Here is a 22,606-nt window from a genome sequence, read left to right as displayed (position 1 = left end):
GGCCAACCCGGCCGTGCACCCCTCAGCGCGGCTATGCCGTCTTGCTGCCCCACAGCGCGTAGAACAGCACATAGACCTCGCACGCGGCGGTCAACAGGAACGACGTCTGCAGGCCATAGCTGTCGGCCAGCCAGCCCTGCACCACGACCAGCGCGCCGCCTGCGATCGCCATGATCAGCAGGCCCGACCCTTCCTCGGTCAGCGGGCCCAGACCCTTGATGCCCAGCGTGAAGATCGTCGGGAACATGATCGAGTGGAACAGCCCGACCGAGATCAGCGCCCACATCGCGACATGGCCGGTGGTGAAGGCGGCGATTAGCATTACGATCGTCGCGCCGATACTGGCCACTGCCAGCGCGTGCCCGGCCTCGACCCGCTGCATTGCGAACGCCCCGACCAAACGGCCCACCATCATCCCGCCCCACAACAGGAACAGATAATTGGACGCCTGCTGGTGCGTCAGATTGCCGATTTCGGGCTGCGACACGAAGTTTATGAACAGGTTGCCGACGCCGATCTCGGCGATCAGGTAAATGAAGATCGCCGGGATGCCGAGCACGAGATTGCGGTGCTGCCACAGCGGATGATGCGCGATGCGATAGCCGAGCGATTTGCCCGAGGGGGGGGCTTTTGCGGCGCGCTGCGTCGCGACGCCCATTGGCGGCAGCGGGAAGCGTGCGATGATGACCGCCAGCACCGCCAGAACAACAGCGACGATGACGTAAGGCAGTACCACCGATTGCGCGTCGGCCAGCCGCTCGGCCGGGGTCAAGGCCGCAGCCCCCGCCGCAGCCGTGCCCGAGGTCGTGCGGCCAAGGATGAGATAGCCGCCGAACAACGGCGCGAGCGTCGCCCCTGCCGAATTGAACGCCTGCACCAGGTTCAACCGCGATGACGCGGTTTCGGGCTTGCCCAGCACCGAGACATAGGGGTTGGCCGCCACCTGCAGCAGCGTGATGCCACTGGCAATCACGAACAGCGCGAACAGCGTGACCTCATAAGAGGGCAGCTTTGCGGCCGGCACCATGATCAGTGCACCCACCGCCATCATCGCCAGGCCGATGACCATCGATCGCTGATAGCCAACCCGTTCGATCACCATCGCCGATGGGATCGAGGCGAAGAAATAGGCAATGAACCAGACCGATTCGATCAACGTCGTCTGCGTGTAGCTCAGTGCGAACACGCTGCGCAGGTGCGGCAACAGCGTACCGTTGATGACGGTGATGAAGCCCCACATGAAGAACAGGCTGGCAAGCAGTGCCAGCGCCCGCCCTGCTTTTGGTCCGCTCGCGCCTTCCGATATCCGCGCCACTGGGGCCACCATCGCCATTACCTGTCTCTCCTGAATCAATCCTCTATTGTCTGAGTATATGTGGCCAGCGAGCGCGTCAAACGCGGATCGCGCTACGCATGGCGCACGATGCCAGCGCGCAAGATGTTGAAGACCGGCGCACGAATCCAGGCCGCAAAGCAGTGCGGCCGATCACGATCGTCGCGCGCCCGCTCAGGCCGATTCAATCGTCGAAGGGGTCCGTATCGCGGCGGCGACAGCGCAGAAAGGCGTCGGCGACCAGCCGCAGCGGGGTGCGGTCGACATCGCTCTCGCCTTTTGCGATCAGCGCGGCAAAGTGGTGATAGAGCGCGGCATATTCGGCCTCGGGGGCGCTTTCCCGCACCACGCCGTTGATCGCCAAGCGGCTGCCGCCATGCGTCAGCGCCAGCGTCCCGTCATCGGTATCGACGACGATATCCCATGTCTGCGGGCCGGTCTGCCGCCAATCGAACACGGCGTGGACCGGCGCACCGCTCATTCCGATCATGTTGAGCTCGGCGGCGATCGGCGCTGCACGGTTCGCGGGGAAGTCGAGCGTTCCGTCGTGCAAATAGAAATGGCGCGGCAGGATGCGCGTCGCGATCGACAGCGCGTTGATACCGGGGTCAAACACACCGAGCCCGCCCGGCTCCCAAATCCACTGCTGCCCGGGATGCCAGCGCCGGACATCCTCTTTCCAGGTGATCTCGACATGGTTGATGCGCCGTTCGGTCAGCCATGCGCGGGCGTCGTGCACCGCGGGCGCGAACCGCGAATGCCAGGCTGCGAACAGCGTCGCCCCCGCCGCTTCGGACAAGCGCGTCAGCGCCTCGACCTCGGACAGGGTCGCGCCGGGCGGCTTTTCCAGCAACACATGCTTGCCCGCGCGGATCGCCTGCACGGCGGCATCGAAGCGCACTTGCGGCGGCTGGCACATCGCCACCGCATCGATCGCGATGTCGGCATCGAGCATGGCCTCTACCGACGCGAACACCGGCACATCGGCGAGCGTCCCGGCCAGCGTTGCCGCCGCGACCAATTCAAACTCGGGCGACCCGGCGATCGCCGGCAAATGCTGGTCATGGGCAATCTTGCCGAGGCCAACGATGGCGATGCGGATCGGGCTCACAGGGTTTTTACCGACACAGGCGTGGCGGGTTCCGCACCGATCGGGTTGCGCACGGGATAGCGGAAGGGTGCCGCCGCAATCTCAAAAATGTCGCCCGCCTGGGTCTGCACCGCATCGCTGAACGACAGCGTCGCCGTGCCGAAGAAATGGACGTGCACGTCGCCGGGACGCCGGAACAGCGCATATTTGAAATGGTGATGCTCAAGATTGGCGATGCTGTGCGACATATTGGCTTCGCCCGACACGAACGGCTTTTCCCATAGCGTCGCGCCATCGCGCAGGATCTTGCTGCTGCCCTCGACATGCGATGGCAAGGGCGTGATCAGCAATTCCGGGCCGAGCGCTGCCGGCCGCAATTTCGAATGGGCGAGCCACAGATAATTGCCGCGTTCGGTGACATGATCGGAAAACTCATTGGCGAGCGCAAAGCCGAGGCGCACCGGCGTACCATCCTCGTCGATCAGGTAGATGCCCGCAATTTCAGGCTCCTCCCCGGCATCAAGCGCGAATGACGGTGAAGGCAAAGGCGCGCCGGGTGCGATCAACGCACTGCCATCGCCCTTGAAGAACCATTCGGGCTGCGCGCCGACCGCGTCGCCCTCGGGCTTGCCGCCCTCCACACCCATCAGGAACATCTTCATCGAATCGGTCTGCTGCGCGGCATCGTTGATGGCGCGGTGCATCTTGTCGCGTCCTTCAGCTGAGCCGAGATGCGTCAGGCCCGTGCCCGTCATCAGCAAATGCGCAGTATCGGGATGGTCGATCGGCGCGAGCACGGTGACGCCTGACAGATCGACCGGTTCGCCCTCGCCCAGCGCCTGGACCATCTCGACCAGGCTGCGCCGCTCGGCAAGCGCGCGGCGCGCCAATTCCACCACCGTGGCCACGCCCGGAACCGTCCGCAGCGTTTCGCCCTGCGCGACGACCACCGCACGCACGCCGTCTGGCTGGCGGATCTGAATCAGCGAAACCGTCACTCTATTTCTCCGTCATTCGTACCAGTCCGGCGGCATCCACAATCGCGCCGACTGGCCTTTGCATCTATTTTGTCTGAGTATATAGCAAGATCAAACTGGTCAACGACGGGAGAGTTTATGCGGCATAACGGTCTGGGTTGGACGAAAACAACGCTGCTCGCAGCGCTCGCGACGTGCGCTGCGACGCCTGCTTTTGCCGCGTCGGCGGAACGACGCCCGTTCGGGACGCTGGCCGATGGCACGGCCGTCGAAGCGGTGACGCTGAAGGGCGCGAACGGCGTCAGCGCGACGATCATCTCCTTCGGTGCGACGCTGCAGGCGTTGAAGGCCCCCGACCGGGACGGCAAGCTCGCCGATGTCGAACTCGGCTATGACGATCTGCAAAGCTATGTCGATCATCCCAATTTCTGGGGTGCAAGCGTTGGCCGCTATGCCAATCGCATTGCCGACGGACGCTTCACGCTTGATGGCAAGAGCATCCAACTCGCCCAGAATGACAAAAGCAACTCGCTGCATGGCGGGACCAAGGGCTTCGATAAACTGCCCTGGCGCGTCGTCTCGGTCACCTCCGGCCCCACCGCGCGCGTCACCTTCGCGCTGACGAGTGCAGCGGGCGACCAGGGCTACCCCGGCACGCTGGCGGTCACCGCCACTTACGCGCTCGATGACACCGGAAATTTGACGATCGACTATGACGCGACCAGCGACGCGCCGACGATCGTCAACCTCACCAATCACGCGATCTTCAATCTCGCTGGGGATGGCGCGCCGCAGGGTGCCCTGCAACACCGGCTGACCATCCCCGCCGCCCGTTACACGCCCGTCAACGCGCAACTGATCCCGACCGGCGTGCTGAAGCCCGTGGCGGGCAGCGTGTTTGATTTCACGCACGGGCGCGTGCTGCAGGATGGCATACGCGACGGCACCGATCCGCAAATCGTGTTCGGCCGCGGCTATGATCACAATTTCGTGCTTGATGCCGGGCGGACCAAGGAGCCCAAGCTCGCGGCGCGGCTGGAAGATCCGGCGTCTGGTCGCGTGCTCGAGGTGTTGACGACCGAACCCGGCGTTCAGCTCTACACCGGCAATTTCCTGGATGGCACGCTGATCGGCAAAAGCGGGCACCTGTACCGGATGGGCGACGGCATCGCGCTCGAGCCGCAACTCTTCCCCGACACGCCCAACCAACCGGCGTTCGGATCTGCGCGCGTCGATCCCGCGCATCCCTATCACCACCGGATGATCTTCCGCCTGTCGACCACGCACTAACGCGTAGCGACAGGCCCCGTCGACTAGGCGGCGCGCGACCTACGCGGTGGCGCGCGCCGCCCGGAAGGCGGTAACCAGCGCACGTCCGCGCGCGCCGGTGTCTTCAGCCGAACGACCCGGCGCATATAGCGACGATCCGATGCCAAAGCCCCGCGCCCCGGCGGCGCAATACGCGGCCATCGTCTCGGCATCGACGCCGCCGACCGGGAACACCGGCATCGCCTTCGGCAACACCGCCCGCATCGCCTTCAGGCCTTGCGGCCCGGCGACTTCGGCGGGGAACAGCTTCAATCCATCGGCCCCCGCCTCAATCGCGGCAAAGGCTTCGCTCGGAGTGAAGAAGGCGGGCAGCGACACCAGCCCCAGCGCCTTGGTTGCGCGGATCACCTCAATATTGCAATTGGGCGAGATCACGATCTGCCCCCCGGCATCCTTGACGCGTTGCACATCGTCCGGGTGCAGCACCGTCCCCGCCCCGACCAGCGCGGTGTCTCCCAGCGTATCGACGATGGCGCGGATGCTCGCAAACGGCTCGGGCGAATTGAGCGGCACTTCCAGGCACCGGAAGCCGCAGGCGAACAAGGCGCGCGCCACCGGTCCCGCCTCGACCGGCGTGAGCCCCCGCAGGATGGCGATCAGCGGAAGCTCTTGCAGCACGTCTTCGAAGGTCATCGGATTTCCTTTCCGATCGTCCACAGCCCGGCGGCGGTTGCCGCATCGCCATCGACGAGATTGATGTCCTGTCGCCCGGCAAGGCCGAAGGCGGTGCGATAGCGCGCGCTGAGCGCGGGATCGCCGATCATGGTGATGCTGCCGTGCGCGCTCCCGATCATCGCGCCGATTTCGGCACCGATCAGCAAACCCGACAGATACGCCGCAACCTCCTGCGGCGACAGCCCGCCCAGCAGCACCTCGGCCCGCGCCGAGAACAGCAGCAGCGACACCGCCGGATCGGCCAGCGCGCGCTCCACCCCACGGGCAAAGCCAGCGCCGGTGTCGCGCGCGCCCGGATCCTCGGCCAGGCGCCCCAGCAGCGAGTGCCGCAGCAGCACCGCATAGAGTTCGCCCGTCATCGCCGTGCGGAAACCGGTCACGCGGCCCGCCTCCAGCGTTGCCCATTTGCTATGCGTACCGGGCAGCACCAATATGCCGTCGCGCACGCCCGCACCCAGAATCTGCGTCTCTTCGCCGCGCATCACATCGCCCGGCCGACCGGGCTGATCGACCGCCAGGCCCGGCACGATGTGGCAACGACCAAGCGCCGTATCAAAGCCGAGTGTCGCCGCCGCCAGCGCGACCGGATCCGCCGGGCACGGCAAATACGCGGCCTCGCGCCAGCCATTGCGGCTGCCGATCATGCCGCTCAGCACGATTGGACGCCGATCTCCAGTCCACCCCTCGACCAGTTCGCCCAGCACCGCCTCGAATGCGCCATCCTCGATCGTCGCAATGCCGCGCGGCGAGACGCGCCGTTCGATCACCGTGCCATGAGCATCGAAGCGAAAACCCCGCAGGTTGGAGGTGCCCCAATCGATGCCGATCAATCCGGTCATCGCGCCACCGCTTCGCGCCCGTGGTGGCCGACTCTTTGCAACGTCCGCCATCCAACCTCCGGAATTTGGGGGCACAAACCCCGCTTCAGCACAGCCACTGCGCGGCGTCATGTTCGACTCTCTTCCGGCTGACAAGCCCGCAACCGGCCAGAATCTGGCTCCGCCACCAACGCGCGGGCGATCCGCCGTGCAACCTCGTCGCGCATTCGGCGTTGAGCCAGAGAGCGATTGCAGCGTAAGCAGCATCTGACATTCCCGATCGTATCGACAAGGCGCGCAGACATGGCCGAGCAAAAGGACCTTCCCCACGCTGCTGGTCCGGCGGGTGGCTGGGGATCGCTGCGGGGAATCGCGCACGCTTATGGCGACGCCTTGCCCAGCCCCGCTGCGCTGCGCAGTCTCGGTCGGATCAACAAGCCCAAGGGCGTGATGTGCGTCTCCTGCGCTTGGCCCAAGCCCGCCAATTATTCGGCCTTCGAGTTTTGCGAAAACGGCGCGAAGGCGACGCTGTGGGAACTCACCAGCGCGCGCTGCACCCCGGCCTTCTGGGACGAGGAAGGCCACACCGTCACCGCGCTGCGCGACTGGAAGGATCACGACCTCGAAAAGACCGGCCGCCTGACGCACCCGCTGCGCTACAATGCTGCGACCGACCGCTATGAGGAAGTGTCGTGGGACGAGGCATTCGCCGCGATCGGCGCGACGCTCAATGCGCTGCCCAAAAACAGCGCGGTGTTCTACGCCTCGGGCCATGCCGGGCTTGAAGCCTCCTATCTCTACGCACTGCTTGCGCGCGTCCACGGCACCAACAACCTGCCGCAAAGCTCCAACATGTGCCATGAGACCACGTCGGTCGGGCTGACCAAGGTGATCGGCTCGCCCGTCGGCACGATCGTGTGGGAGGATCTCGCCGAAACCGACGCCTTCTTCGTATTCGGCCAGAATCCCGGCACCAACAGTCCGCGCTTCCTGCACCCGATGAAGGAATTGAAGGATCGCGGCGGCAAGATCGTCACCTTCAACCCCGTCATCGAACAGGGCCTCGTCTCCTTCGTCGATCCGCAAAGCCCTGCGGCGATGCTGACCGGCAAGGAGACCGCCATCTCCGACCAATATCACCAGGTGAAGGCTGGTGGTGACATCGCCGCGATCCTCGGGCTGTGCAAATGCGTGGTCGAGGCCGACGATGCCGCCAAGGCAGCGGGCACCGCAGAAGTGATCGATCACGCCTTCGTCCAGCAACACACCACCGGCTTCGACAGCTTCATTCAGTCCTGCCGAGACGCGGACTGGGCCGAAATCGAGCGCGAATCCGGGCTGACCGAAGCCGCGCTGCGCGAGGCCGCCGCCGTCTATATCGCCGCCGAAAAGGTGATCGGCGTTTATGGCATGGGCCTGACGCAACATGCGCACGGCGCGCTCAACATCGCGATGCTGGTCAATTTGCTGCTGCTGCGCGGCAATATCGGTCGCCCGGGTGCCGGCTGCTGCCCGGTGCGCGGGCACAGCAATGTGCAGGGCCAGCGCACTGTCGGCATCGCCGAGAAAGCGCATCTCGTCCCGCTCGATAAATTAAAGGAGCTGTTCGGCTTCGATCCGCCGACCGAGGACGGCATGAACATCGTCCACGCCGCCGAGGCGTTGTTCGAGGGCAAGGTGAAAGCGTTCATCTCGCTTGGCGGCAACCTTGTCCGCGCCGTGCCCGATCAGCACCGGATGGAGGCGGCCTGGGCAGCGCAGGACCTCACCGTGATGGTCTCGACCAAGCTCAATCGCAGCCACCTGTTCCCGGCGAAACAGGCCTATATCCTCCCCTGTCTCGGTCGCTTCGAGACGGACGAACAGGCAACCGGACCGCAGACCATCACCAGCGAGGACAGCTTTTCGATGATCAGCGCCTCGATCGGCTATCGCGCTCCGGTGTCGGAGAGCGTGAAGAGCGAGTTGGCGATCGTCGCCGGCATCGCCAAGGCGACGCTCCCGCCGCTGCCCACACTGCAATGGGACGCCTGGACCGCCGATTACGGGTTGGTACGCGACTTGATCGAACGGACCTATCCCGACGATTTCCGCAATTATAACAAACGCATGTATCAGGCGGGCGGCTTCTATCGCGGCAATGGCGCGCATGAGCGGGTGTGGAAGACGCCAGAGGGCAAGGCGGTGTTCACCACGCCCGACGCGCTCAACTCGGTCGGCTTTCAGGATGCGCCGGGACGCTACCGCCTGATCACAATGCGCTCGAACGATCAGTTCAACACGACGATCTACGGCTATTCGGACCGGCTGCGCGGGCTCGAAGGCTCGCGCGACATCGTGCTGATGTGCCCGGAGGACATTGCCGAAGCCGGGCTCACCGATGGCCAGACGATCACGCTTATCACTGATGTCGCGGACGGCCACGACCGCCGACTGAGCGGCCTGAAACTGACCGCCTACCAGCTCCCGCGCGGCACGATCGCCGGCTATTACCCCGAATGCAACGTGCTGGTGCCGATGCAGCACCACGACGCGCTATCGGGCACGCCCGCGTCGAAATCGGTGCCGGTGCGGGTGGAAGCGGACTGATACCCAGGCTCGTAAGATTGGCCTACGTGTCTCATGTACTGTAACATCGTCAGTACCGGGAAAGTCGTGCTCTTGGGGGATGAACAATGATCACCACGACGATTATCTTGATGGCAGCTTCCGTTTCGTCGAGCGCAGCCAAAGCCGACGCGATATGCGAAGTCGGACGCGTGGCGTTGCAGGACCTGCCCAGCATTAATCGCGAACGAAGCGCCGATCTCTACTATGCGGGTCACGACGCTGAACGAACCGATGTCCTGGAAGTTTGCCCAAAACTTGTGAGTGAGATTCCGGCTGGATATCCGCTGGCGGATAGAGACGCGCGGGCACGAGCAAACATGCACGTGCCCATAGCGGGGCAGGCGATTAAGGCCGCCTTCATCTACTCGATCGAAGTTCCCGAGATCGGTGCCGACCTCAAAACCGCGACTGTCCGAATGGATGTTTCTTGTACCGGATTATGCGGCTCGGGTTTCGAGGCCCACTATATTCGTACGGCGAAAGGCTGGAAGCGCCAGGGGGACATTCGAACCCTCTTCGTGTCTTAGTATGACGGTAGATTGTCCGCGCGCCTTCTGGCGTGCGCTAGCCACGCCGCGCTTTTGTGCATAGCAACTGACCGATGGCCTCCAGCAAAAACACCCCCAAAAGCGACGATGATCTCGGTGCGGCTGACGCGACCGACCTTCACCGCACGGTGCGCGAAGAGGGCGAAACCGCGGTCAAACGCCCCGCCGCCGCCTTGTTATGGTCGGGCCTTGCGGCGGGAATCGCGATCAACGCCTCGCTTCTGTTCGAAGGTGCGCTTTATGCGCATCTGCCCGATGCACCGTGGCGACCGGCGGTGGTGTCGCTCGGCTATCCCATCGGATTCCTGATTGTCGTGCTGGGGCGGATGCAGCTGTTCACCGAAAGCACGATCACCGCGATGCTGCCGCTCGCCACCAAGCCTTCGCTTGCGGCGCTTGGGCTTACGCTCCGGCTGTGGGGGCTGGTGATCCTCGCCAATCTCGCAGGCACTGCGCTGGTCGCGTCGGCGATGGCGGGCGGGCTGATCGGCGACGACGCACTGCGCACCGCGATGATCGCGGTCGCGACAAAGGTGACGACGCTCGGCGCGGGCGCGACCTTCGTCAACGCGGTTCCGGCCGGCTTCTTCATCGCCATCCTCGCCTGGACGCTGCCGAGCGCTCGGGCGCAATCGTTCCTGATCATCAGCGCGATCACCTATCTCGTCGCGCTCGCCGGGTTCAGCCATTCGATCGTCGGCTCGTCCGAGGTGTTCCTGCTGATCTTCAGCGGCAAGGCATCGGCGCTCGCGCTGATATCGTCGTCGTTAATCCCGGCTATCCTCGGCAATCTGCTCGGCGGTGCGGGCATTTTCGCCCTGCTGGCGCACGCACAGGTGCGGAGCGACGCGGAGGCGAAATGAGCGTGCCATGCGCGCGCTAGGCGCGATCCTTGCCGGGGGGCAGTCGCGCCGCTTCGGCACCGACAAGGCGCTCGCGGAGTGGAACGGTGCCCCGCTGCTCACGCACTGCGCAGCCGCGCTATCGCCACAGGTCGATCATGTTGTGCTGTGCGGACGCGTCTGGGATGGCCTGGAGAGCGTCGCCGACCGGCCGGAACCGGGGCTCGGGCCGCTCGGCGCGCTGAATGCCGCGCTGCATTATGCTGCCGTGCACGGATATGATGCCGTGCTGACCGTACCCGTCGATGTCCATCCCTTGCCCACCACGCTGCGACGCTTGCTGGACGGTCCGGGCGCGGCAGTGCTGGACCGGCAGACGGCGATCGGCTGGTGGCCGACATCGCTCGCCACCCGGCTCAACGCGCATATCGCCACCGGCGCGCGCTCGCTCGAATCCTGGATCGCGCTCACCGACGCCCGCCGGATCGACGACACCGAGCTGGGCTTGGTCAACATCAACCGCCCCGACGACCTCGCGCATCTGACCGCGGCGGTCCGCGATGTGCCGGTGCTGCGGGTTGCCTATGATAACACGCCCGGTGCGGCGATCGATCGCAGCGTGCCGGTCGAAGCACCGATTGCGATTGAGTATAACGGCATCGGCTATGCCGTGATGATGGGCACGCCGACCGATCTGGCCGACTTCGTCACCGGTTTCACGATCAGCGAAGGGCTGGCGACGCTCGCCGAGCTGACCGAGCCGAGCATCGTGGCAGTTGACTGCGGCTGGATCGTCCGCGCCGAACTGCCGCAACGCTCCACCCCCCGCATCCTTGCGCGCGCCCGCACGCGCGTGTCGGAAAGCGGTTGCGGCATATGCGGGATCGACAGCATCGCGGCCGCGCTTGCGCCGCTCCCCCCGGTCACCGCCCGGATATCGCTCCCGCGCGCTGCCGTCGCACGCGCGCTCGGCCAGTTGCGCGATCACCAGCGGCTCGGACGCGCGACGGGTGCCACGCATGCCGCAGCCTTTTGCAGCGTGGCCGGCGATATCGTGCTCGCGCGCGAAGATGTCGGCCGCCACAACGCGCTCGACAAGTTGATCGGGGCGCTGGCACGCCACGGCATCTCCAGCGCCACCGGCTTCGTGTTGCTATCGGCACGGTCCAGCCAGGAACTCGTGGAAAAGACGGTCCGGGCGGGTTTCCCGATGCTGATCACGATCAGCGCCCCCACCAGCCTCGCCATCGACCGCGCGCGCGAAGCGGGGCTGGCGCTCGCCGTTATCGCGCGCGGCGATACGATGTTGATCGCGCACGATCCGCACCGGTCGTTCGGGTAAGACGATCGCGCCACCAATCCCGATCGAATAGCAAACGATCGGGTGGCGCGCACCGCGACCGGGTGGCACAAGGGCGGCCATGCTCCGAGTACCCACGCACCCTGAGAGGATCCGCCATACCGCCCTTGCCGCGCTTGCCCTGCTCGCCGGGTGCAATGCGCGGGGTGACGACGGTCCGGTAACGGTCAGCGCGATCGGAGCGGCTCCCGCATTGGCCGATCCGGCGCGCGGCGCGCTCGACACGCCCGCCCGGCTCATGCTCGACGCGACCGCGCAGGGCCTGGTGCGCTTCGACGCGAGCGGCCAGATCGAACCGGGCGTGGCCGAACGGTGGAGCGTGATCGACCAGGGCCGGAGCTATATCTTCCGCTTGCGCGACAGCGAGTGGAATGACGGCGAAAAGGTCACCGCAGCCGAGGTGGTCAAGGTGCTGCGCCGTCAAATCGCAGCAGGGTCCCGCAACGTGTTGCACCCCTATCTGACCGCGATCGACGAAATCGTCGAGATGACGCCCGAGGTCATCGAGATCCGCCTGAAGCGACCACGGCCGGATTTGCTCAAGCTGTTCGCCCAGCCCGAACTGGCGATTTTCCGCACCAAACCGCCCGGCGGCAGCGGCCCGTATCGCGCCACCGCACAACGCGGGCGCAGCGTTCTCCTGCGCCCTGCGTTCGACCCGGCACGCAGCCCCGACGAAGATGCGGTCGAACCGCCTGCGGCTGCCAACATCCGCTTGATTGGTGAGCGCGCGGCGCGCGCGATCGTGCGGTTCGAGCGGCGCGAGGCACAACTTGTAACCGGCGGCACCTTCGCGGATTGGCCGCTGGTCGGCCTTACCCAGATTGCGCCCATCAACCGACGGCTCGATCCAGCCGCTGGCCTGTTCGGGTTGGCGATTGTCAGCCGCGCGGGGGTACTGGCGGATCCCGCGAATCGCGCAGCGATCGCCCAGGCTTTTGACCGAGCCGCGTTCACCGCCACAATTTCCCCCGATTGGGCACCGGTATCGCAATTGCTGCCCGAGCAACTCGATTCGGCGGCCCCCCCCGCCATCCCGGCCTGGGCGCAAACCGAAAACGGCACGGCCGAAGATCCCGCAGCCCGCATTGCGCGTTGGAAGACCACCCATCCAGGTGTGATCACGCTGCGTGTCGCGCTTCCCGACGGGCCCGGCGCGAACCTGCTCTACGGCTATCTCGGCGCAGCCTTGGTATCGCTTGGCATCGTGCCCGAGCGCGTTGCGGCCGAGGCACCGGCCGATCTCCGCCTGATCGACGCGGTCGCGCCTTATGATAGCGGCCGCTGGTACGTGGCAACCGCCTGCCAGCTTTGCAGCGAGGCAACGCAAACCGCGATCGACGCCGCCCGCGCCGCGGATTCGCCGCGGATGCGCGCGCAGCAAATCGCCATTGCCGATGCGGCCCTTGCCAGCGAAGTCGCCTTCATCCCGATCGCGCGTCCGCTGCGCTGGTCGCTGGTCAGTATCCGATTGAAAGCGTGGACCGGGAACTCGCGGGCGTGGCACCCGTTGAATCATCTCCGTAGCGACACCAATTGAGGTGACATGGCCGACACCACCACTCGCATGAGCCCCCCGCCCCTCGGCGCATTCGCCTCCAGCTATGCGGGGCGCGATCCGGCCGCAGTGCGCAAGCGGATTGAGGCGATGGAGCATTTGCTCGAAGGGCTGTTCACGGTGCCGGTGCTTAACCGCAAGATCGGGCTCGACGTCATCCTCGACCTGATCCCGATCGGTGGCGATGCGATCGGTGCCGCAATGGGCGCGTGGATGGTGTGGGAGGCGCGCAATCTCGGCATGTCCAAGCTCCAGATGGCGCGGATGTTCGGCAATGTCGGCATTGACTTTCTGCTGGGTATCATTCCGGTGGTGGGTGCCGTTCCCGATTTCCTGTTCCGCTCAAACACGCGCAACCTGAAAATCATCAAGCGCCATCTCGACAAGCATCACCCGTCGACCGCCACCATTAACGGCTGATCCCTCGGCGCGGAGACGCGCTCAGCGCTTGCCGCGCCAGATTTTGACCGTGGCATTGTCGGCAATGCCGCCAGAGCCAGTCTCGCAGCGCGTATAGGAAAAGCGCTTGTCGAGACACAGCCACAGCTCATCCAGCCAGCCCATCGAGTTGACCGTGACGCGCACAGCATTGGCGGGGACACCGGGATTGGCGGCGGCAATCGCCTCAGCCAATTGCCCGGCATTGAGCGGCTTGCGCGACAGGGCATCCATGTCCGGGTAGCGCAACTTGGCGTAAAGCCCGGTCGATTTGCTGAAATAGGCATCGGGCGTCGTGCCCATGCAGGTGCCGTGCTTGGCCCATTCGTGCTGGAGTAGCTGCGGCGAGGGCGTCGAGCAAAGGTGCTCTTTGATCAGCGCCGCAGGCAGCAACGCGGTCGAGGTGCAATATTGCGGCCATTCCTTGCCCACCCCATCGGGCCACAGGCCGTGGAGCGTGAAGCCGAAGCGATTGCCGCTCTGGCACTGGAATTTGGCAGACGGATCCCGGAAATTCTTGTGGCAATATTCCGGAGCCCAGGTCAGCGCCAGCGTATAGCCGGTGATCGGGCGCACACGCTGCGGCTGGCTGGCCGAGGCCACATCGGGGTGCGGGCGCGGCAGCGTCGCCGGGACAGTGCATTGATAGCTTTGCGCCTGCGCTGCCACCGGCAGCATCGCCAGCACCCCGCATCCGATCGCCAGAGACATCCGCATCGCCCGCCCCTTATACTGTCGTGAAATCGAGCCCGATATCGGCCGCCGGAGCCGACTGCGTCAAGCGCCCGACGCTGATATAGATCACGCCGGTTTCGGCAATCGCGCGGATCGTGTCGAGCCGCACGCCGCCCGACGCCTCGGTCGGCACGCGCCCGGCAACTTGCGCCACCGCCGCGCGCAGCGTCGGCACGTCCATATTGTCGAGCAGCAAATGCGTCGCGCCCGCCGCCAGCGCGGGTTCGATCTGGTCGATCGCGTCGACCTCAACGATGATCCGCGAGATCCCGGCGGCTTTCGCGCGCGCGGTTGCCGGGCCGACACCCCCCGCCACCGCGACGTGATTGTCCTTGATCATCGCGGCGTCCCACAGGCCCATGCGATAGTTGGTCGCACCGCCCATGCGCGTCGCATATTTTCCCAGCACGCGCAGACCGGGAATGGTCTTGCGCGTGTCGAGCAGCGTCGCGCCGGTGCCTGCGATGGCCTCGACATAGGCGCGGGTCATCGTCGCAATGCCCGACAGATGCTGCACCGTGTTGAGCGCCGACCGCTCCGCCGTCAGCATCGCCCGCGCCAGGCCGTGGAGGCGCAACAGATCGGTGCCCGCCGCAACGGCTTGCCCATCCTCCACCAGTCGCTCGATTTCGACATCCGGGTCCAGCGCGCGGAAGAACGCCTCGGCGATCGGCAACCCAGCGACGACGATCGCATCGCGGCTGTCCATCACCCCGGTAAAGCGCGCCTCCGCCGGAATGACGGCGGCAGACGTAATGTCCCCGCCCGGCCCCAAATCTTCGGCCAGCGTCGCCTGCACGAAGCTAGCGAGGTCGAAACGATCGAGCTGGAAGGTCATGCTTTTACAGGTCCCAGATCGCCCTGGCCCACCGTGCCGCTGGCCATGGCGAGCATCGCATCAAGGCTCTTCTTGGCTTGCAGTCGCAGCCCTTCCTCGATTTCCACGCGCGGGGTCAGGTCGCGCAAGGCGAGGTAGAGTTTTTCGAGCGTGTTCAGCGCCATGTACGGGCAGACATTGCAGTTGCAATTGCCGTCTGCGCCGGGTGCACCGATGAAGTTCTTGAGCGGTGCGGCCTTTTCCATCTGGTGGATGATGTGCGGCTCGGTCGCGACGATCAGCGTATCGCCCGCCATCGCATCGGCATAGGCCAGGATACCGCTGGTCGACCCGACATAATCGGCATGGTCGAGAATGTAGGGCGGGCATTCGGGGTGCGCCGCGACCGGCGCGCCCGGGTGTTGCAATTGCAGCTTGAGCAATTCGGTTTCGCTGAACGCCTCGTGCACGATGCACACGCCCGGCCACAACAGCATCTCGCGCCCGGTCTTGCGTGCGAGATAGCCGCCCAGATTCTTGTCCGGCCCGAAAATGATCTTCTGGCCGAGCGGGATCTGGCTGAGGATCTTCTCGGCCGACGACGACGTCACGATCACGTCGGAGAGCGCCTTCACCTCGGTCGAGCAGTTGATATAGGTCAGCGCGATATGATCAGGGTGCGCGGCGCGGAACGCGGCGAACTGGTCGGGCGGACAGCTATCCTCCAGGCTGCACCCCGCGTCCATGTCGGGCAGCACCACGATCTTGTCGGGGCTCAGGATCTTGGCGGTCTCCGCCATGAAGCGCACGCCGCAAAAGGCGATGACATCGGCATCCGTGGCCGCAGCCTTTTTTGACAGATCAAGGCTGTCGCCAACGAAATCCGCCAGATCCTGGATTTCGGGCTTCTGGTAATAATGCGCCAGGATGACCGCGTTGCGCTCCTTGCGCAGCCGATCGATCTCAGCCCTCAGATCGAGCCCGGTCAGGCTTCCGCCGATACCACCACGTGCGTCCATCACCATGCTCCCGCGTTTGCGCGCTGCACATGGACGCGCGCGGCCGCGCGATCAAGAGAGCGGGAATGGCGGATAGGCAAGCGGTGCAATCGACGCGCCCGCCGATCCTTCCGTTGCCACGCGGTACAGGGCCGTACCCAGCGGGCTGTAGGTGATTGCTTCGGACAGCAACGTCGATCCGATGATCGCCGCGAGACCCCACCACCAGGCCGGATGAACGGTGCCGTTACGGCGCAGATCAAAGACGATGCCGATGACGGGAAGGATCAACACGGCCAGAGTATCGACCTCATAGGCATAAGGGATCAGAAACGGCATCGGCAACAACCGCCCATATGCCGGGCCCAGCAGCAATGCCATTCCCGAGAAATTCAGCCGCCGGTGCCACTCCGTCTGCCGCCGCCGCACGATCGCAGCGACGATCAAACCCGCGAAGGTCAGGATCGTCACCGGATTGAGCACCAGAAACAAGGCAGGCGGGAAGAAGAAGGGCGCATGGCCCAGCCTCACGAGCCGCACCGTGACGACCGTGCCGAGCACGATCATCGCTACGACCCAGCCCGCGGCAATCCACCCAAGCCGCCGATGCAGCGCGATCGAGCCCCGCGCGACCAGCGCATTCTGCGTCACATACAACACCACCCAGCCCATGAAGACCACGGCATGGGCATGAACAATGGGCGGGGAGCCAAAGCTCGACCGGCCCGTGACGATCATTAACGAGAAGCCCGCGACGACAATCGCCGCCATGATAAGCGACGTGATGAAAAAGAAACGATCGTCTTTCACAACGATCCGATGAGATTCCGCTAAAGATGCCATGCTCGCCCCCCGACGAAATCGAATCGATAGGGGGCTATACCATTGAATCGGCGATGAAGGAACCGCGCCGTTCGTTATTCACGATTGGCCAACACTTCGGCGATGGACTTGGTGGTGTCCCACACTTCGCTATTGTCGTGTCCCTCATCGGCGAAGCGCACCTTGACGGTCGCATCCAGGCCTGCCGCCTTGAGCGGCAGCGCAAAGCTCCGCTCCACCGCACGGCGCGTGGCGTCGCGGGCGAGCCGGATGGGCACCGCTTCATGCGCCTGGCGTACGAGTTCCTTTTGACCGGCGGCGCGGTTTGCCGCCTCGAGTTTCGCATCGGCATCGGTGATTTTGGACAGGATTCCGCCTTCGCCATATTCCCGGATCTGCGTCATGTCGATTTGCGGTGCCGATGCCTCGACCGGCGGCAGCACGACGCCGAGCGTGCGAGTTTTGGCGTACCACGTCACGTCGCGCGCGTTCAGCTTCGCCATATCGACGTGATATTCAACTGTGCCCGGCATGATCAGCGTCTTCTTGGCTTGCAAACCAAATTGCGTCTGGGTCGAGGTTGAGACCGCAACGAAGCGCGCGGCGAAGGCCGACAGCCGGTTCTGCTCGCGCAACCCCTGCAGCGACCCGCTGGCGATCGTCACGGGATCCGGGCCGGCAAGCTTGTGCTCGACCATAGTGCCGATGCCCCATACCAGCCCCAGGATGAACACGGCGATCAGCGCCAGCGCCGCTGCGAATTTGCCGACGAACGTCATGCTTTCGCGCTCCAAAGCTCACCTTCAATAAAAACCTCGCCGCGCTGTGCGAGGTCGATCAGATGCGCCAGCACCGATCGCTCGGCGGCGGGAAACAGGCGCGGATCGATCCCGACATACATGCGCTCGACCATCGTGGCGATCGTCGCCGGTTGGACGCGGAGCAGCCGCAGGATCTGCCCCTCGCGTTGTTTGCGGTGGCCGAGCATCCCGCGCACCAGCCGCTGCGGATTGGTCACCGGATCGCCATGCGCGGGATAATAGATCCGGTCGTCGCGCGGCAGCAGCTTTTCCAGGCTTGCCATATACGCCGCCATGTCTCCGTCGGGCGGCGAGACGATGCTGGTCGACCAGCCCATCACATGGTCCCCGCTGAACAGCGCCCGGCTCTCGGGCAAGGCAAAGGCGAGATGGTTGGAGGTGTGGCCGGGGGTCGCCAGCGCGGTCAGCGTCCACCCGTCCCCCGTCACGGCCTCCCCATCCGCGAGAATGCGGTCGGCGGCGTAGTCGCGATCGAAGGAGGCGTCGCTGCGGATGCCATCGTCATCCAGCGCGAGCAGCGCACAACCGACGATCGGCGCACCCGTCGCCGCCGCCAGCGGGCGCGAGCCTGGGCTGTGGTCGCGGTGGGTATGGGTGATCATGATGGCGCGCACCGGACGCCCGGCGATGGCGCGGACGATCGCCGCGATATGGTCGGGCGTGTCGGGGCCGGGATCGATCACCGCGACATCGCTGGTGCCGACCAAATGCACCTGCGTCCCGGTCGAGGTGAAAGGGGACGGATTGGGGGCAAGCAAGCGCGCGACAAGGGGCTCGAGTTGCTCGGGCACGCCGGAGATTTGGTCGCTCATACCCATCGAGATGGCGGGGGTGCGGGCAGACGCAAGCCCGCACGACCCGGCCGCTTCAATCCGCCTTGGCGATATCCGCTTCAACTTCGGCGATCGCGGTGTCGATCCCCGCCAAAGCCTGGGCACGTGCTTCCGCGCCCATTTCCGGCGACCGCAGCATGTTCTCGCGCGCCGCCCGCAAACCGGTCAGCGCACTGGCATAGGCTTTGCGCTCGATGTCCTTGCTGTTGGCGGCCATCGCCGCGCCCTTGGCGGCAACGAGTTCGATACGGTCCGAACAGATGACAATGTGCTTCTTGCCGTCTTGTTCACTGTTCAGAACCATTGGCCCTGTAGTGCCCCTGGTATTGCAGTTTGCGGTAACGACGTCGGGCAGGTTGTCCATCCCGGACAGATTGTCCAAGATCACCTTGCCGTCCTTGTCGCGACGGACGACGTGCACGACCTTGCGGTGAGTCTTCCCATCGTCCGAGATGGTCGTCGTGGTGGTCGTTGTCGTGGCGTGCGGCGCGGCCGGAGGCTCGACCGGCTCTGCCGCATCGGCGGGGGCGGGCAGCTTTGCGGCATCGGCGGGCGCTTGCGCGGCGGGCGGCGGCGGCGGCACCGTCGCCTGGTCGAGGCGCGCGATATCGACGCCGGTCGCCGTTTCGACCGACTTGCGGACCTTGGCCACGGCGGCGGTGCCCGAGGCGGTTAGGCCCAACCCCGCGACCAGCAGCAGCGACAGTGCCCCTGCCCCAGTCACAAGCCGCACGGGCGATATCTTGGTCGTCGTCAGCATCCTCAATCTCCCTTTCAAATCGTCGATGGTGTGGAGGTGGCACGTGGCCGAGACAGCCCCGCCCAGGAAAGTCGGGTGCGCCGCCTTCAGGATCGCGCAGGCATATGTGTGCCGCCGCATCGGGTTCATGCCCGCCAGCACGCGCGCATCGTTGGCGATTTCCTGGTCGGCGCGGAAAGCACGGAAGGCGCGCCAGGCGATCGGGTTGAACCAGTGCAGCGCCAGCACCGCGAGCGCCACCCAATTGGCGATCAAATCCCCGCGCGCATGGTGTCCAAGCTCGTGCGCCAGCGCCAGATCGCGCTCCTCGGGCTCATAACGCTCTGCGAAATCGCGGGGGAAGGCGACGTAGCGATGCAGCACGCCAAAGGCGAGCGGACCCGTGGCTGCATCGGTTTCGATGACACGGACGCCGTCCAGGTCGTCGCTCGCCGCCGCCTGCTCCACCATCCGGCGACAAAACCGCACATGGTGATGCCAGTGCCAGCCAAAAAACGCGATCGCACCGACAACCCACAGTACCGCCAAAATCATGGCAAGGATCGCCCAGAGCGGCTGCGCCGCCGGGCCGACCGCACTTTCGCCGACCGGATCGACGAAAAGAACGGTCACCTCCTGGCTTGCGCGCAACACCGGCGCGACCGCCGCTGCATGCCAGATGCCGGGCAAAGGCGGCAGCACCAGCCGCACCGCCGGCAGCAGCCACAGAGCATAAGCGATATCGGGCCCGAATGCTTTGCGCACCGGCACGCGCAGCGCCAGCACCGCCACCATCAGCAGCGTGGACGCGATCAAACTCTCGATGAGCCAGCTGATCATGCCTTGAGCTCCTTCAGCAATGCCTCGATCTCGGCAATGTCCTGCGCGGTCAGCGCGTCGCGTTCGGCCAGGTGCGCGACCAGCGGGCTCAATTTGCCGCCGAACAGGCGATCCATCAGCTTGCGCGATTCCCCCGCGACATACTCTTCGCGCTGCACCAGCGGGCGATAAAGATAGCGCCGCCCATCTTCCTCATGCGCGATCACGTTTTTGGCAAGCAGTCGCCCGAGCAAGGTCTTGACGGTATTGGCGCTCCACTCGCGCCCGGCCGGAATACGCTCGGCCACATCCTGCGCGGTCAGCGGGCTTTCATCCCACAGCACCTCCATCACGGTATGTTCGGCATCGCTAATCCGTTCGGCCATTCGACTCGCCTCCGTACTGACTACGCCTGTAATCATACCGATTACGCCTGTAGTCAATATGGCAAAAGACGGCTGTGCGAAATTGGCGGATTGCAACTGGCATGTTGCGCGCGCGCCAGCTACGCCACCCGCATGATCAGACACGGCGAAAGACATGTGGTTCAGCGCATCGGCTGGCTGCGCGCGGCGGTGCTCGGCGCGAATGACGGCTTGCTGTCGACCGCCAGCTTGATCGTCGGCGTCGCCGCCGCCGCGCAGAGCCAGAGTGCGATCCTCACCACCGGCATTGCCGGGTTGGTCGCAGGCGCGATGTCGATGGCGGCGGGCGAATATGTCTCGGTCAGCTCGCAGGCCGATACCGAAACCGCCGAACGCACCCGCGAGGCAGCGGAACTGGAGGAAGACCCCAAGGCCGAGACCAAGGAACTCGCCGCCATCTATCGTCAGCGCGGGCTCGATACCGCGCTCGCCAACCAGGTGGCCGAGCAGTTGATGGCGCATGATGCGCTGGGCGCGCATATGCGCGACGAACTCGGTATTCACGAAACCATGGAAGCCAAGCCAGTCCAGGCCGCGCTCGCCTCGGCGGCGAGTTTTGCCGTCGGCGCGATCTTCCCCGTGCTGATGGCGTTCCTGTTCCGCGGTACCGTGCTGGTCGAGGCAGTCGTCGCCGCGACGCTGGTCCTGCTCGCCGTGCTGGGCGCGGCCGGGGCCTATGTTGGCGGGGCCAATTTGTGGAAGGGCGCGGTCCGCGTGCTGTTCTGGGGCGCGCTCGCCATGGCGGTCACCGCGGGGATCGGCCACGTCTTCGGCACCCGCGTTTAGACGGTTGTTGTTCGCGCGGCGGCGCGGAGATGGTCCTCTTCCGATCAACCGACGTCGCGTGAATTTTTGATCACGCAAAGACGCGAAGACGCGAAGCAACCCCAACACACCGCCTCCATCGATCGCGGTGGCACGCCTTCATTTCCTTCCCCTCTGCGTCCTCCGCGCCTCTGCGCGAAAAGATCTTCTTTTTTGCGCGCAGAGGCGCAGAGGACGCAGAGAAGCTCGCCTTCGCGCCTTCGCGCCTTCGCGTGAAAATCTGATCGCGCGGAGGCGCGGAGGCGCGGAGAAGAGCAACTCACCGCCTGTGTTGCCCTCCGCGACCCCGGCTTGGAGTATGAAGGGCGCTGCGCGCGGCCAGCACGCCCTCTCCGCGCCTCCGCGCCTCCGCGAGAACCATCTCTTCCGAAGCCACCACGGCTTGACCCACCGCCCTTCCCCGCCCTAATCGGCGCGAAAATCGAAAGGCCATGCCCATGCGCAAGATCTACGCCGATGCCGCTGCCGCCCTGGACGGTGTGCTCCACGACGGGATGACGATTTGCGCGGGCGGCTTTGGCCTGTGCGGTATCCCTGAGCGCCTGATCGACGCGATTCGTGACGCCGGTACGAAGGATCTGACGATCGCCAGCAACAATGCCGGTATCGATGGCGAGGGCCTCGGCAAGCTGCTGCGCACGCGCCAGGTCAAGAAGATGATCTCGTCTTATGTCGGCGAGAATAAGGAATTCGAGCGGCAATATCTGGCGGGCGAGCTCGAGGTGGAGTTCTGCCCGCAAGGCACGCTCGCCGAGCGCTGCCGCGCAGGCGGTGCCGGCATCCCCGGTTTCTACACCAAGACCGGCGTCGGCACGCTCGTCGCCGAGGGCAAGGAAGTGAAGAGCTTCGACGGAGAGGACTATATCCTCGAACGCGGCATCCGCGCCGATCTGTCGATCATCAAGGGCTGGAAGGCCGATGAAAGCGGCAACCTCATCTTCCGCAAGACCGCACGCAACTTCAACCAGCCGATGGCGACCGCGGGCAAGGTCTGCATTGCCGAGGTGGAAGAGATCGTCCCCGTCGGTTCGCTCGATCCCGATTGCATCCATTTGCCCGGCATCTACGTCCAGCGCCTGATCCTCGGCGCGCCTTATGACAAGAAGATCGAATTCCGCACCGTCCGCGAGGCGGCGTGACGCGGGTGCTCACCCGTTCTTCTGCCCCCCTCCCGCTGGCGGGAGGGGCTGGGGG

At 65.2% G+C, this 22,606-nt stretch carries 22 protein-coding genes; 9 read left to right on the top strand and 13 right to left on the bottom strand.

Going from position 1 to position 22,606, the window contains the following annotated elements:
* Positions 1–31: 31 nt before the first annotated feature.
* The 3 genes from ON00_RS01415 to araD1 all read right to left on the bottom strand — a co-directional run bounded on the left by ON00_RS01415 (position 32) and on the right by araD1 (position 3,421).
* Positions 32–1,333, bottom strand: a complete 1,302-nt coding sequence (locus tag ON00_RS01415) for a sugar MFS transporter (protein ID WP_010402691.1) — start codon at positions 1,331–1,333, stop codon at positions 32–34.
* 184 nt (positions 1,334–1,517) lie between these two features.
* Positions 1,518–2,444 carry a Gfo/Idh/MocA family protein gene (locus ON00_RS01410; protein WP_010402689.1) on the bottom strand — a complete coding sequence of 309 codons (927 nt, stop codon included), beginning with the start codon at positions 2,442–2,444 and terminating at the stop codon, positions 1,518–1,520.
* The gene (gene araD1, locus ON00_RS01405; RefSeq protein WP_010402688.1) at positions 2,441–3,421 is read right to left on the bottom strand and encodes an AraD1 family protein; all 981 of its coding nucleotides are present in this window, start codon (positions 3,419–3,421) and stop codon (positions 2,441–2,443) included. The genes ON00_RS01410 and araD1 overlap by 4 nt, the downstream gene beginning before the upstream one ends.
* Before the next feature lie 117 nt (positions 3,422–3,538).
* Here araD1 and ON00_RS01400 point away from each other — a divergent pair, with 117 nt between their 5' ends.
* A complete protein-coding gene (locus ON00_RS01400; protein WP_010402686.1) occupies positions 3,539–4,690 on the top strand; it encodes an aldose epimerase family protein in 1,152 nt (383 codons plus the stop codon).
* A 39-nt stretch (positions 4,691–4,729) separates the two neighbouring features.
* Here ON00_RS01400 and ON00_RS01395 read toward each other — a convergent pair whose 3' ends face one another.
* Together ON00_RS01395 and ON00_RS01390 are read right to left on the bottom strand one after the other, a co-directional pair.
* Positions 4,730–5,362, bottom strand: coding sequence for a 2-dehydro-3-deoxy-6-phosphogalactonate aldolase (locus ON00_RS01395; protein WP_010402684.1), 633 nt, complete (start codon positions 5,360–5,362; stop codon positions 4,730–4,732).
* A complete protein-coding gene (locus tag ON00_RS01390) occupies positions 5,359–6,243 on the bottom strand; it encodes a 2-dehydro-3-deoxygalactonokinase (protein WP_010402681.1) in 885 nt (294 codons plus the stop codon). The genes ON00_RS01395 and ON00_RS01390 overlap by 4 nt, the downstream gene beginning before the upstream one ends.
* A gap of 282 nt (positions 6,244–6,525) precedes the next feature.
* Between ON00_RS01390 and ON00_RS01385 the strand changes: the two genes are divergently transcribed.
* The 6 genes from ON00_RS01385 to ON00_RS01360 all read left to right on the top strand — a co-directional run bounded on the left by ON00_RS01385 (position 6,526) and on the right by ON00_RS01360 (position 13,560).
* On the top strand, positions 6,526–8,811 hold the full coding sequence (locus ON00_RS01385; RefSeq protein WP_010402679.1) for an FdhF/YdeP family oxidoreductase: 2,286 nt from the start codon (positions 6,526–6,528) through the stop codon (positions 8,809–8,811).
* A gap of 86 nt (positions 8,812–8,897) precedes the next feature.
* Positions 8,898–9,359, top strand: coding sequence for a hypothetical protein (locus ON00_RS01380; protein WP_010402676.1), 462 nt, complete (start codon positions 8,898–8,900; stop codon positions 9,357–9,359).
* A gap of 74 nt (positions 9,360–9,433) precedes the next feature.
* Complete coding sequence (locus tag ON00_RS01375; protein WP_010402675.1) at positions 9,434–10,243, top strand: formate/nitrite transporter family protein; 810 nt, start codon at positions 9,434–9,436, stop codon at positions 10,241–10,243.
* A gap of 7 nt (positions 10,244–10,250) precedes the next feature.
* Complete coding sequence (gene fdhD / locus ON00_RS21360) at positions 10,251–11,564, top strand: formate dehydrogenase accessory sulfurtransferase FdhD (RefSeq protein ID WP_010402674.1); 1,314 nt, start codon at positions 10,251–10,253, stop codon at positions 11,562–11,564.
* Positions 11,565–11,643: 79 nt separating this feature from the next.
* Positions 11,644–13,122 (top strand): ABC transporter substrate-binding protein, encoded by a 1,479-nt coding sequence (locus ON00_RS01365; protein ID WP_029622327.1) that lies wholly within the window; start codon positions 11,644–11,646, stop codon positions 13,120–13,122.
* A gap of 27 nt (positions 13,123–13,149) precedes the next feature.
* Positions 13,150–13,560, top strand: coding sequence for a DUF4112 domain-containing protein (locus ON00_RS01360; RefSeq protein WP_029622326.1), 411 nt, complete (start codon positions 13,150–13,152; stop codon positions 13,558–13,560).
* Between the two features lie 21 nt (positions 13,561–13,581).
* Here ON00_RS01360 and ON00_RS01355 read toward each other — a convergent pair whose 3' ends face one another.
* The 8 genes from ON00_RS01355 to ON00_RS01320 form a co-directional block, all read right to left on the bottom strand.
* On the bottom strand, positions 13,582–14,295 hold the full coding sequence (locus tag ON00_RS01355) for a ribonuclease T2 family protein (RefSeq protein ID WP_010402671.1): 714 nt from the start codon (positions 14,293–14,295) through the stop codon (positions 13,582–13,584).
* 10 nt (positions 14,296–14,305) lie between these two features.
* Positions 14,306–15,151 (bottom strand): carboxylating nicotinate-nucleotide diphosphorylase, encoded by an 846-nt coding sequence (nadC, locus tag ON00_RS01350; protein ID WP_010402670.1) that lies wholly within the window; start codon positions 15,149–15,151, stop codon positions 14,306–14,308.
* The gene (gene nadA, locus ON00_RS01345; protein WP_010402669.1) at positions 15,148–16,149 is read right to left on the bottom strand and encodes a quinolinate synthase NadA; all 1,002 of its coding nucleotides are present in this window, start codon (positions 16,147–16,149) and stop codon (positions 15,148–15,150) included. Before nadA ends, nadC begins: the two co-directional genes overlap by 4 nt.
* A 51-nt stretch (positions 16,150–16,200) precedes the next feature.
* Positions 16,201–16,971 (bottom strand): hypothetical protein, encoded by a 771-nt coding sequence (locus ON00_RS01340; protein ID WP_029622325.1) that lies wholly within the window; start codon positions 16,969–16,971, stop codon positions 16,201–16,203.
* 74 nt (positions 16,972–17,045) lie between these two features.
* Positions 17,046–17,729 (bottom strand): DUF4230 domain-containing protein, encoded by a 684-nt coding sequence (locus ON00_RS01335; RefSeq protein WP_010402663.1) that lies wholly within the window; start codon positions 17,727–17,729, stop codon positions 17,046–17,048.
* Complete coding sequence (locus tag ON00_RS01330; protein ID WP_010402661.1) at positions 17,726–18,583, bottom strand: MBL fold metallo-hydrolase; 858 nt, start codon at positions 18,581–18,583, stop codon at positions 17,726–17,728. Before ON00_RS01330 ends, ON00_RS01335 begins: the two co-directional genes overlap by 4 nt.
* Positions 18,584–18,638: 55 nt before the next feature.
* Positions 18,639–20,183, bottom strand: a complete 1,545-nt coding sequence (locus ON00_RS01325; RefSeq protein WP_010402660.1) for a M56 family metallopeptidase — start codon at positions 20,181–20,183, stop codon at positions 18,639–18,641.
* Entirely contained in the window at positions 20,180–20,548 is a 369-nt protein-coding gene (locus tag ON00_RS01320; protein WP_010402659.1) for a BlaI/MecI/CopY family transcriptional regulator, read from the bottom strand. Before ON00_RS01320 ends, ON00_RS01325 begins: the two co-directional genes overlap by 4 nt.
* A 132-nt stretch (positions 20,549–20,680) precedes the next feature.
* Between ON00_RS01320 and ON00_RS01315 the strand changes: the two genes are divergently transcribed.
* A complete protein-coding gene (locus tag ON00_RS01315) occupies positions 20,681–21,373 on the top strand; it encodes a VIT1/CCC1 transporter family protein (protein WP_029622323.1) in 693 nt (230 codons plus the stop codon).
* A gap of 476 nt (positions 21,374–21,849) precedes the next feature.
* A complete protein-coding gene (locus ON00_RS01310) occupies positions 21,850–22,551 on the top strand; it encodes a CoA transferase subunit A (protein ID WP_010402656.1) in 702 nt (233 codons plus the stop codon).
* The last annotated feature ends 55 nt before the right edge of the window (positions 22,552–22,606 follow it).

Source organism: Sphingomonas echinoides ATCC 14820 (assembly GCF_000241465.1).
Taxonomy (GTDB): Bacteria; Pseudomonadota; Alphaproteobacteria; order Sphingomonadales; family Sphingomonadaceae; genus Sphingomonas; species Sphingomonas echinoides.
This window is presented reverse-complemented; position numbering and strand designations above follow the sequence as displayed.

Excerpts from the sequence above, each read along its gene's own strand:
- ON00_RS01415 (WP_010402691.1), bottom strand. The coding sequence starts at position 1,333 with ATGGCGATGGTGGCCCCAGTGGCGCGGATATCGGAAGGCGCGAGCGGA.
- ON00_RS01400 (WP_010402686.1), top strand. The coding sequence starts at position 3,539 with ATGCGGCATAACGGTCTGGGTTGGACGAAAACAACGCTGCTCGCAGCG.
- ON00_RS01395 (WP_010402684.1), bottom strand. The coding sequence starts at position 5,362 with ATGACCTTCGAAGACGTGCTGCAAGAGCTTCCGCTGATCGCCATCCTG.
- ON00_RS01390 (WP_010402681.1), bottom strand. The coding sequence starts at position 6,243 with ATGACCGGATTGATCGGCATCGATTGGGGCACCTCCAACCTGCGGGGT.
- ON00_RS01385 (WP_010402679.1), top strand. The coding sequence starts at position 6,526 with ATGGCCGAGCAAAAGGACCTTCCCCACGCTGCTGGTCCGGCGGGTGGC.
- ON00_RS01380 (WP_010402676.1), top strand. The coding sequence starts at position 8,898 with ATGATCACCACGACGATTATCTTGATGGCAGCTTCCGTTTCGTCGAGC.
- ON00_RS01375 (WP_010402675.1), top strand. The coding sequence starts at position 9,434 with ATGGCCTCCAGCAAAAACACCCCCAAAAGCGACGATGATCTCGGTGCG.
- fdhD (WP_010402674.1), top strand. The coding sequence starts at position 10,251 with ATGCGCGCGCTAGGCGCGATCCTTGCCGGGGGGCAGTCGCGCCGCTTC.
- ON00_RS01365 (WP_029622327.1), top strand. The coding sequence starts at position 11,644 with ATGCTCCGAGTACCCACGCACCCTGAGAGGATCCGCCATACCGCCCTT.
- ON00_RS01360 (WP_029622326.1), top strand. The coding sequence starts at position 13,150 with ATGAGCCCCCCGCCCCTCGGCGCATTCGCCTCCAGCTATGCGGGGCGC.
- ON00_RS01355 (WP_010402671.1), bottom strand. The coding sequence starts at position 14,295 with ATGCGGATGTCTCTGGCGATCGGATGCGGGGTGCTGGCGATGCTGCCG.
- nadC (WP_010402670.1), bottom strand. The coding sequence starts at position 15,151 with ATGACCTTCCAGCTCGATCGTTTCGACCTCGCTAGCTTCGTGCAGGCG.
- nadA (WP_010402669.1), bottom strand. The coding sequence starts at position 16,149 with ATGGACGCACGTGGTGGTATCGGCGGAAGCCTGACCGGGCTCGATCTG.
- ON00_RS01340 (WP_029622325.1), bottom strand. The coding sequence starts at position 16,971 with ATGGCATCTTTAGCGGAATCTCATCGGATCGTTGTGAAAGACGATCGT.
- ON00_RS01335 (WP_010402663.1), bottom strand. The coding sequence starts at position 17,729 with ATGACGTTCGTCGGCAAATTCGCAGCGGCGCTGGCGCTGATCGCCGTG.
- ON00_RS01330 (WP_010402661.1), bottom strand. The coding sequence starts at position 18,583 with ATGAGCGACCAAATCTCCGGCGTGCCCGAGCAACTCGAGCCCCTTGTC.
- ON00_RS01325 (WP_010402660.1), bottom strand. The coding sequence starts at position 20,183 with ATGATCAGCTGGCTCATCGAGAGTTTGATCGCGTCCACGCTGCTGATG.
- ON00_RS01320 (WP_010402659.1), bottom strand. The coding sequence starts at position 20,548 with ATGGCCGAACGGATTAGCGATGCCGAACATACCGTGATGGAGGTGCTG.
- ON00_RS01315 (WP_029622323.1), top strand. The coding sequence starts at position 20,681 with ATGATCAGACACGGCGAAAGACATGTGGTTCAGCGCATCGGCTGGCTG.
- ON00_RS01310 (WP_010402656.1), top strand. The coding sequence starts at position 21,850 with ATGCGCAAGATCTACGCCGATGCCGCTGCCGCCCTGGACGGTGTGCTC.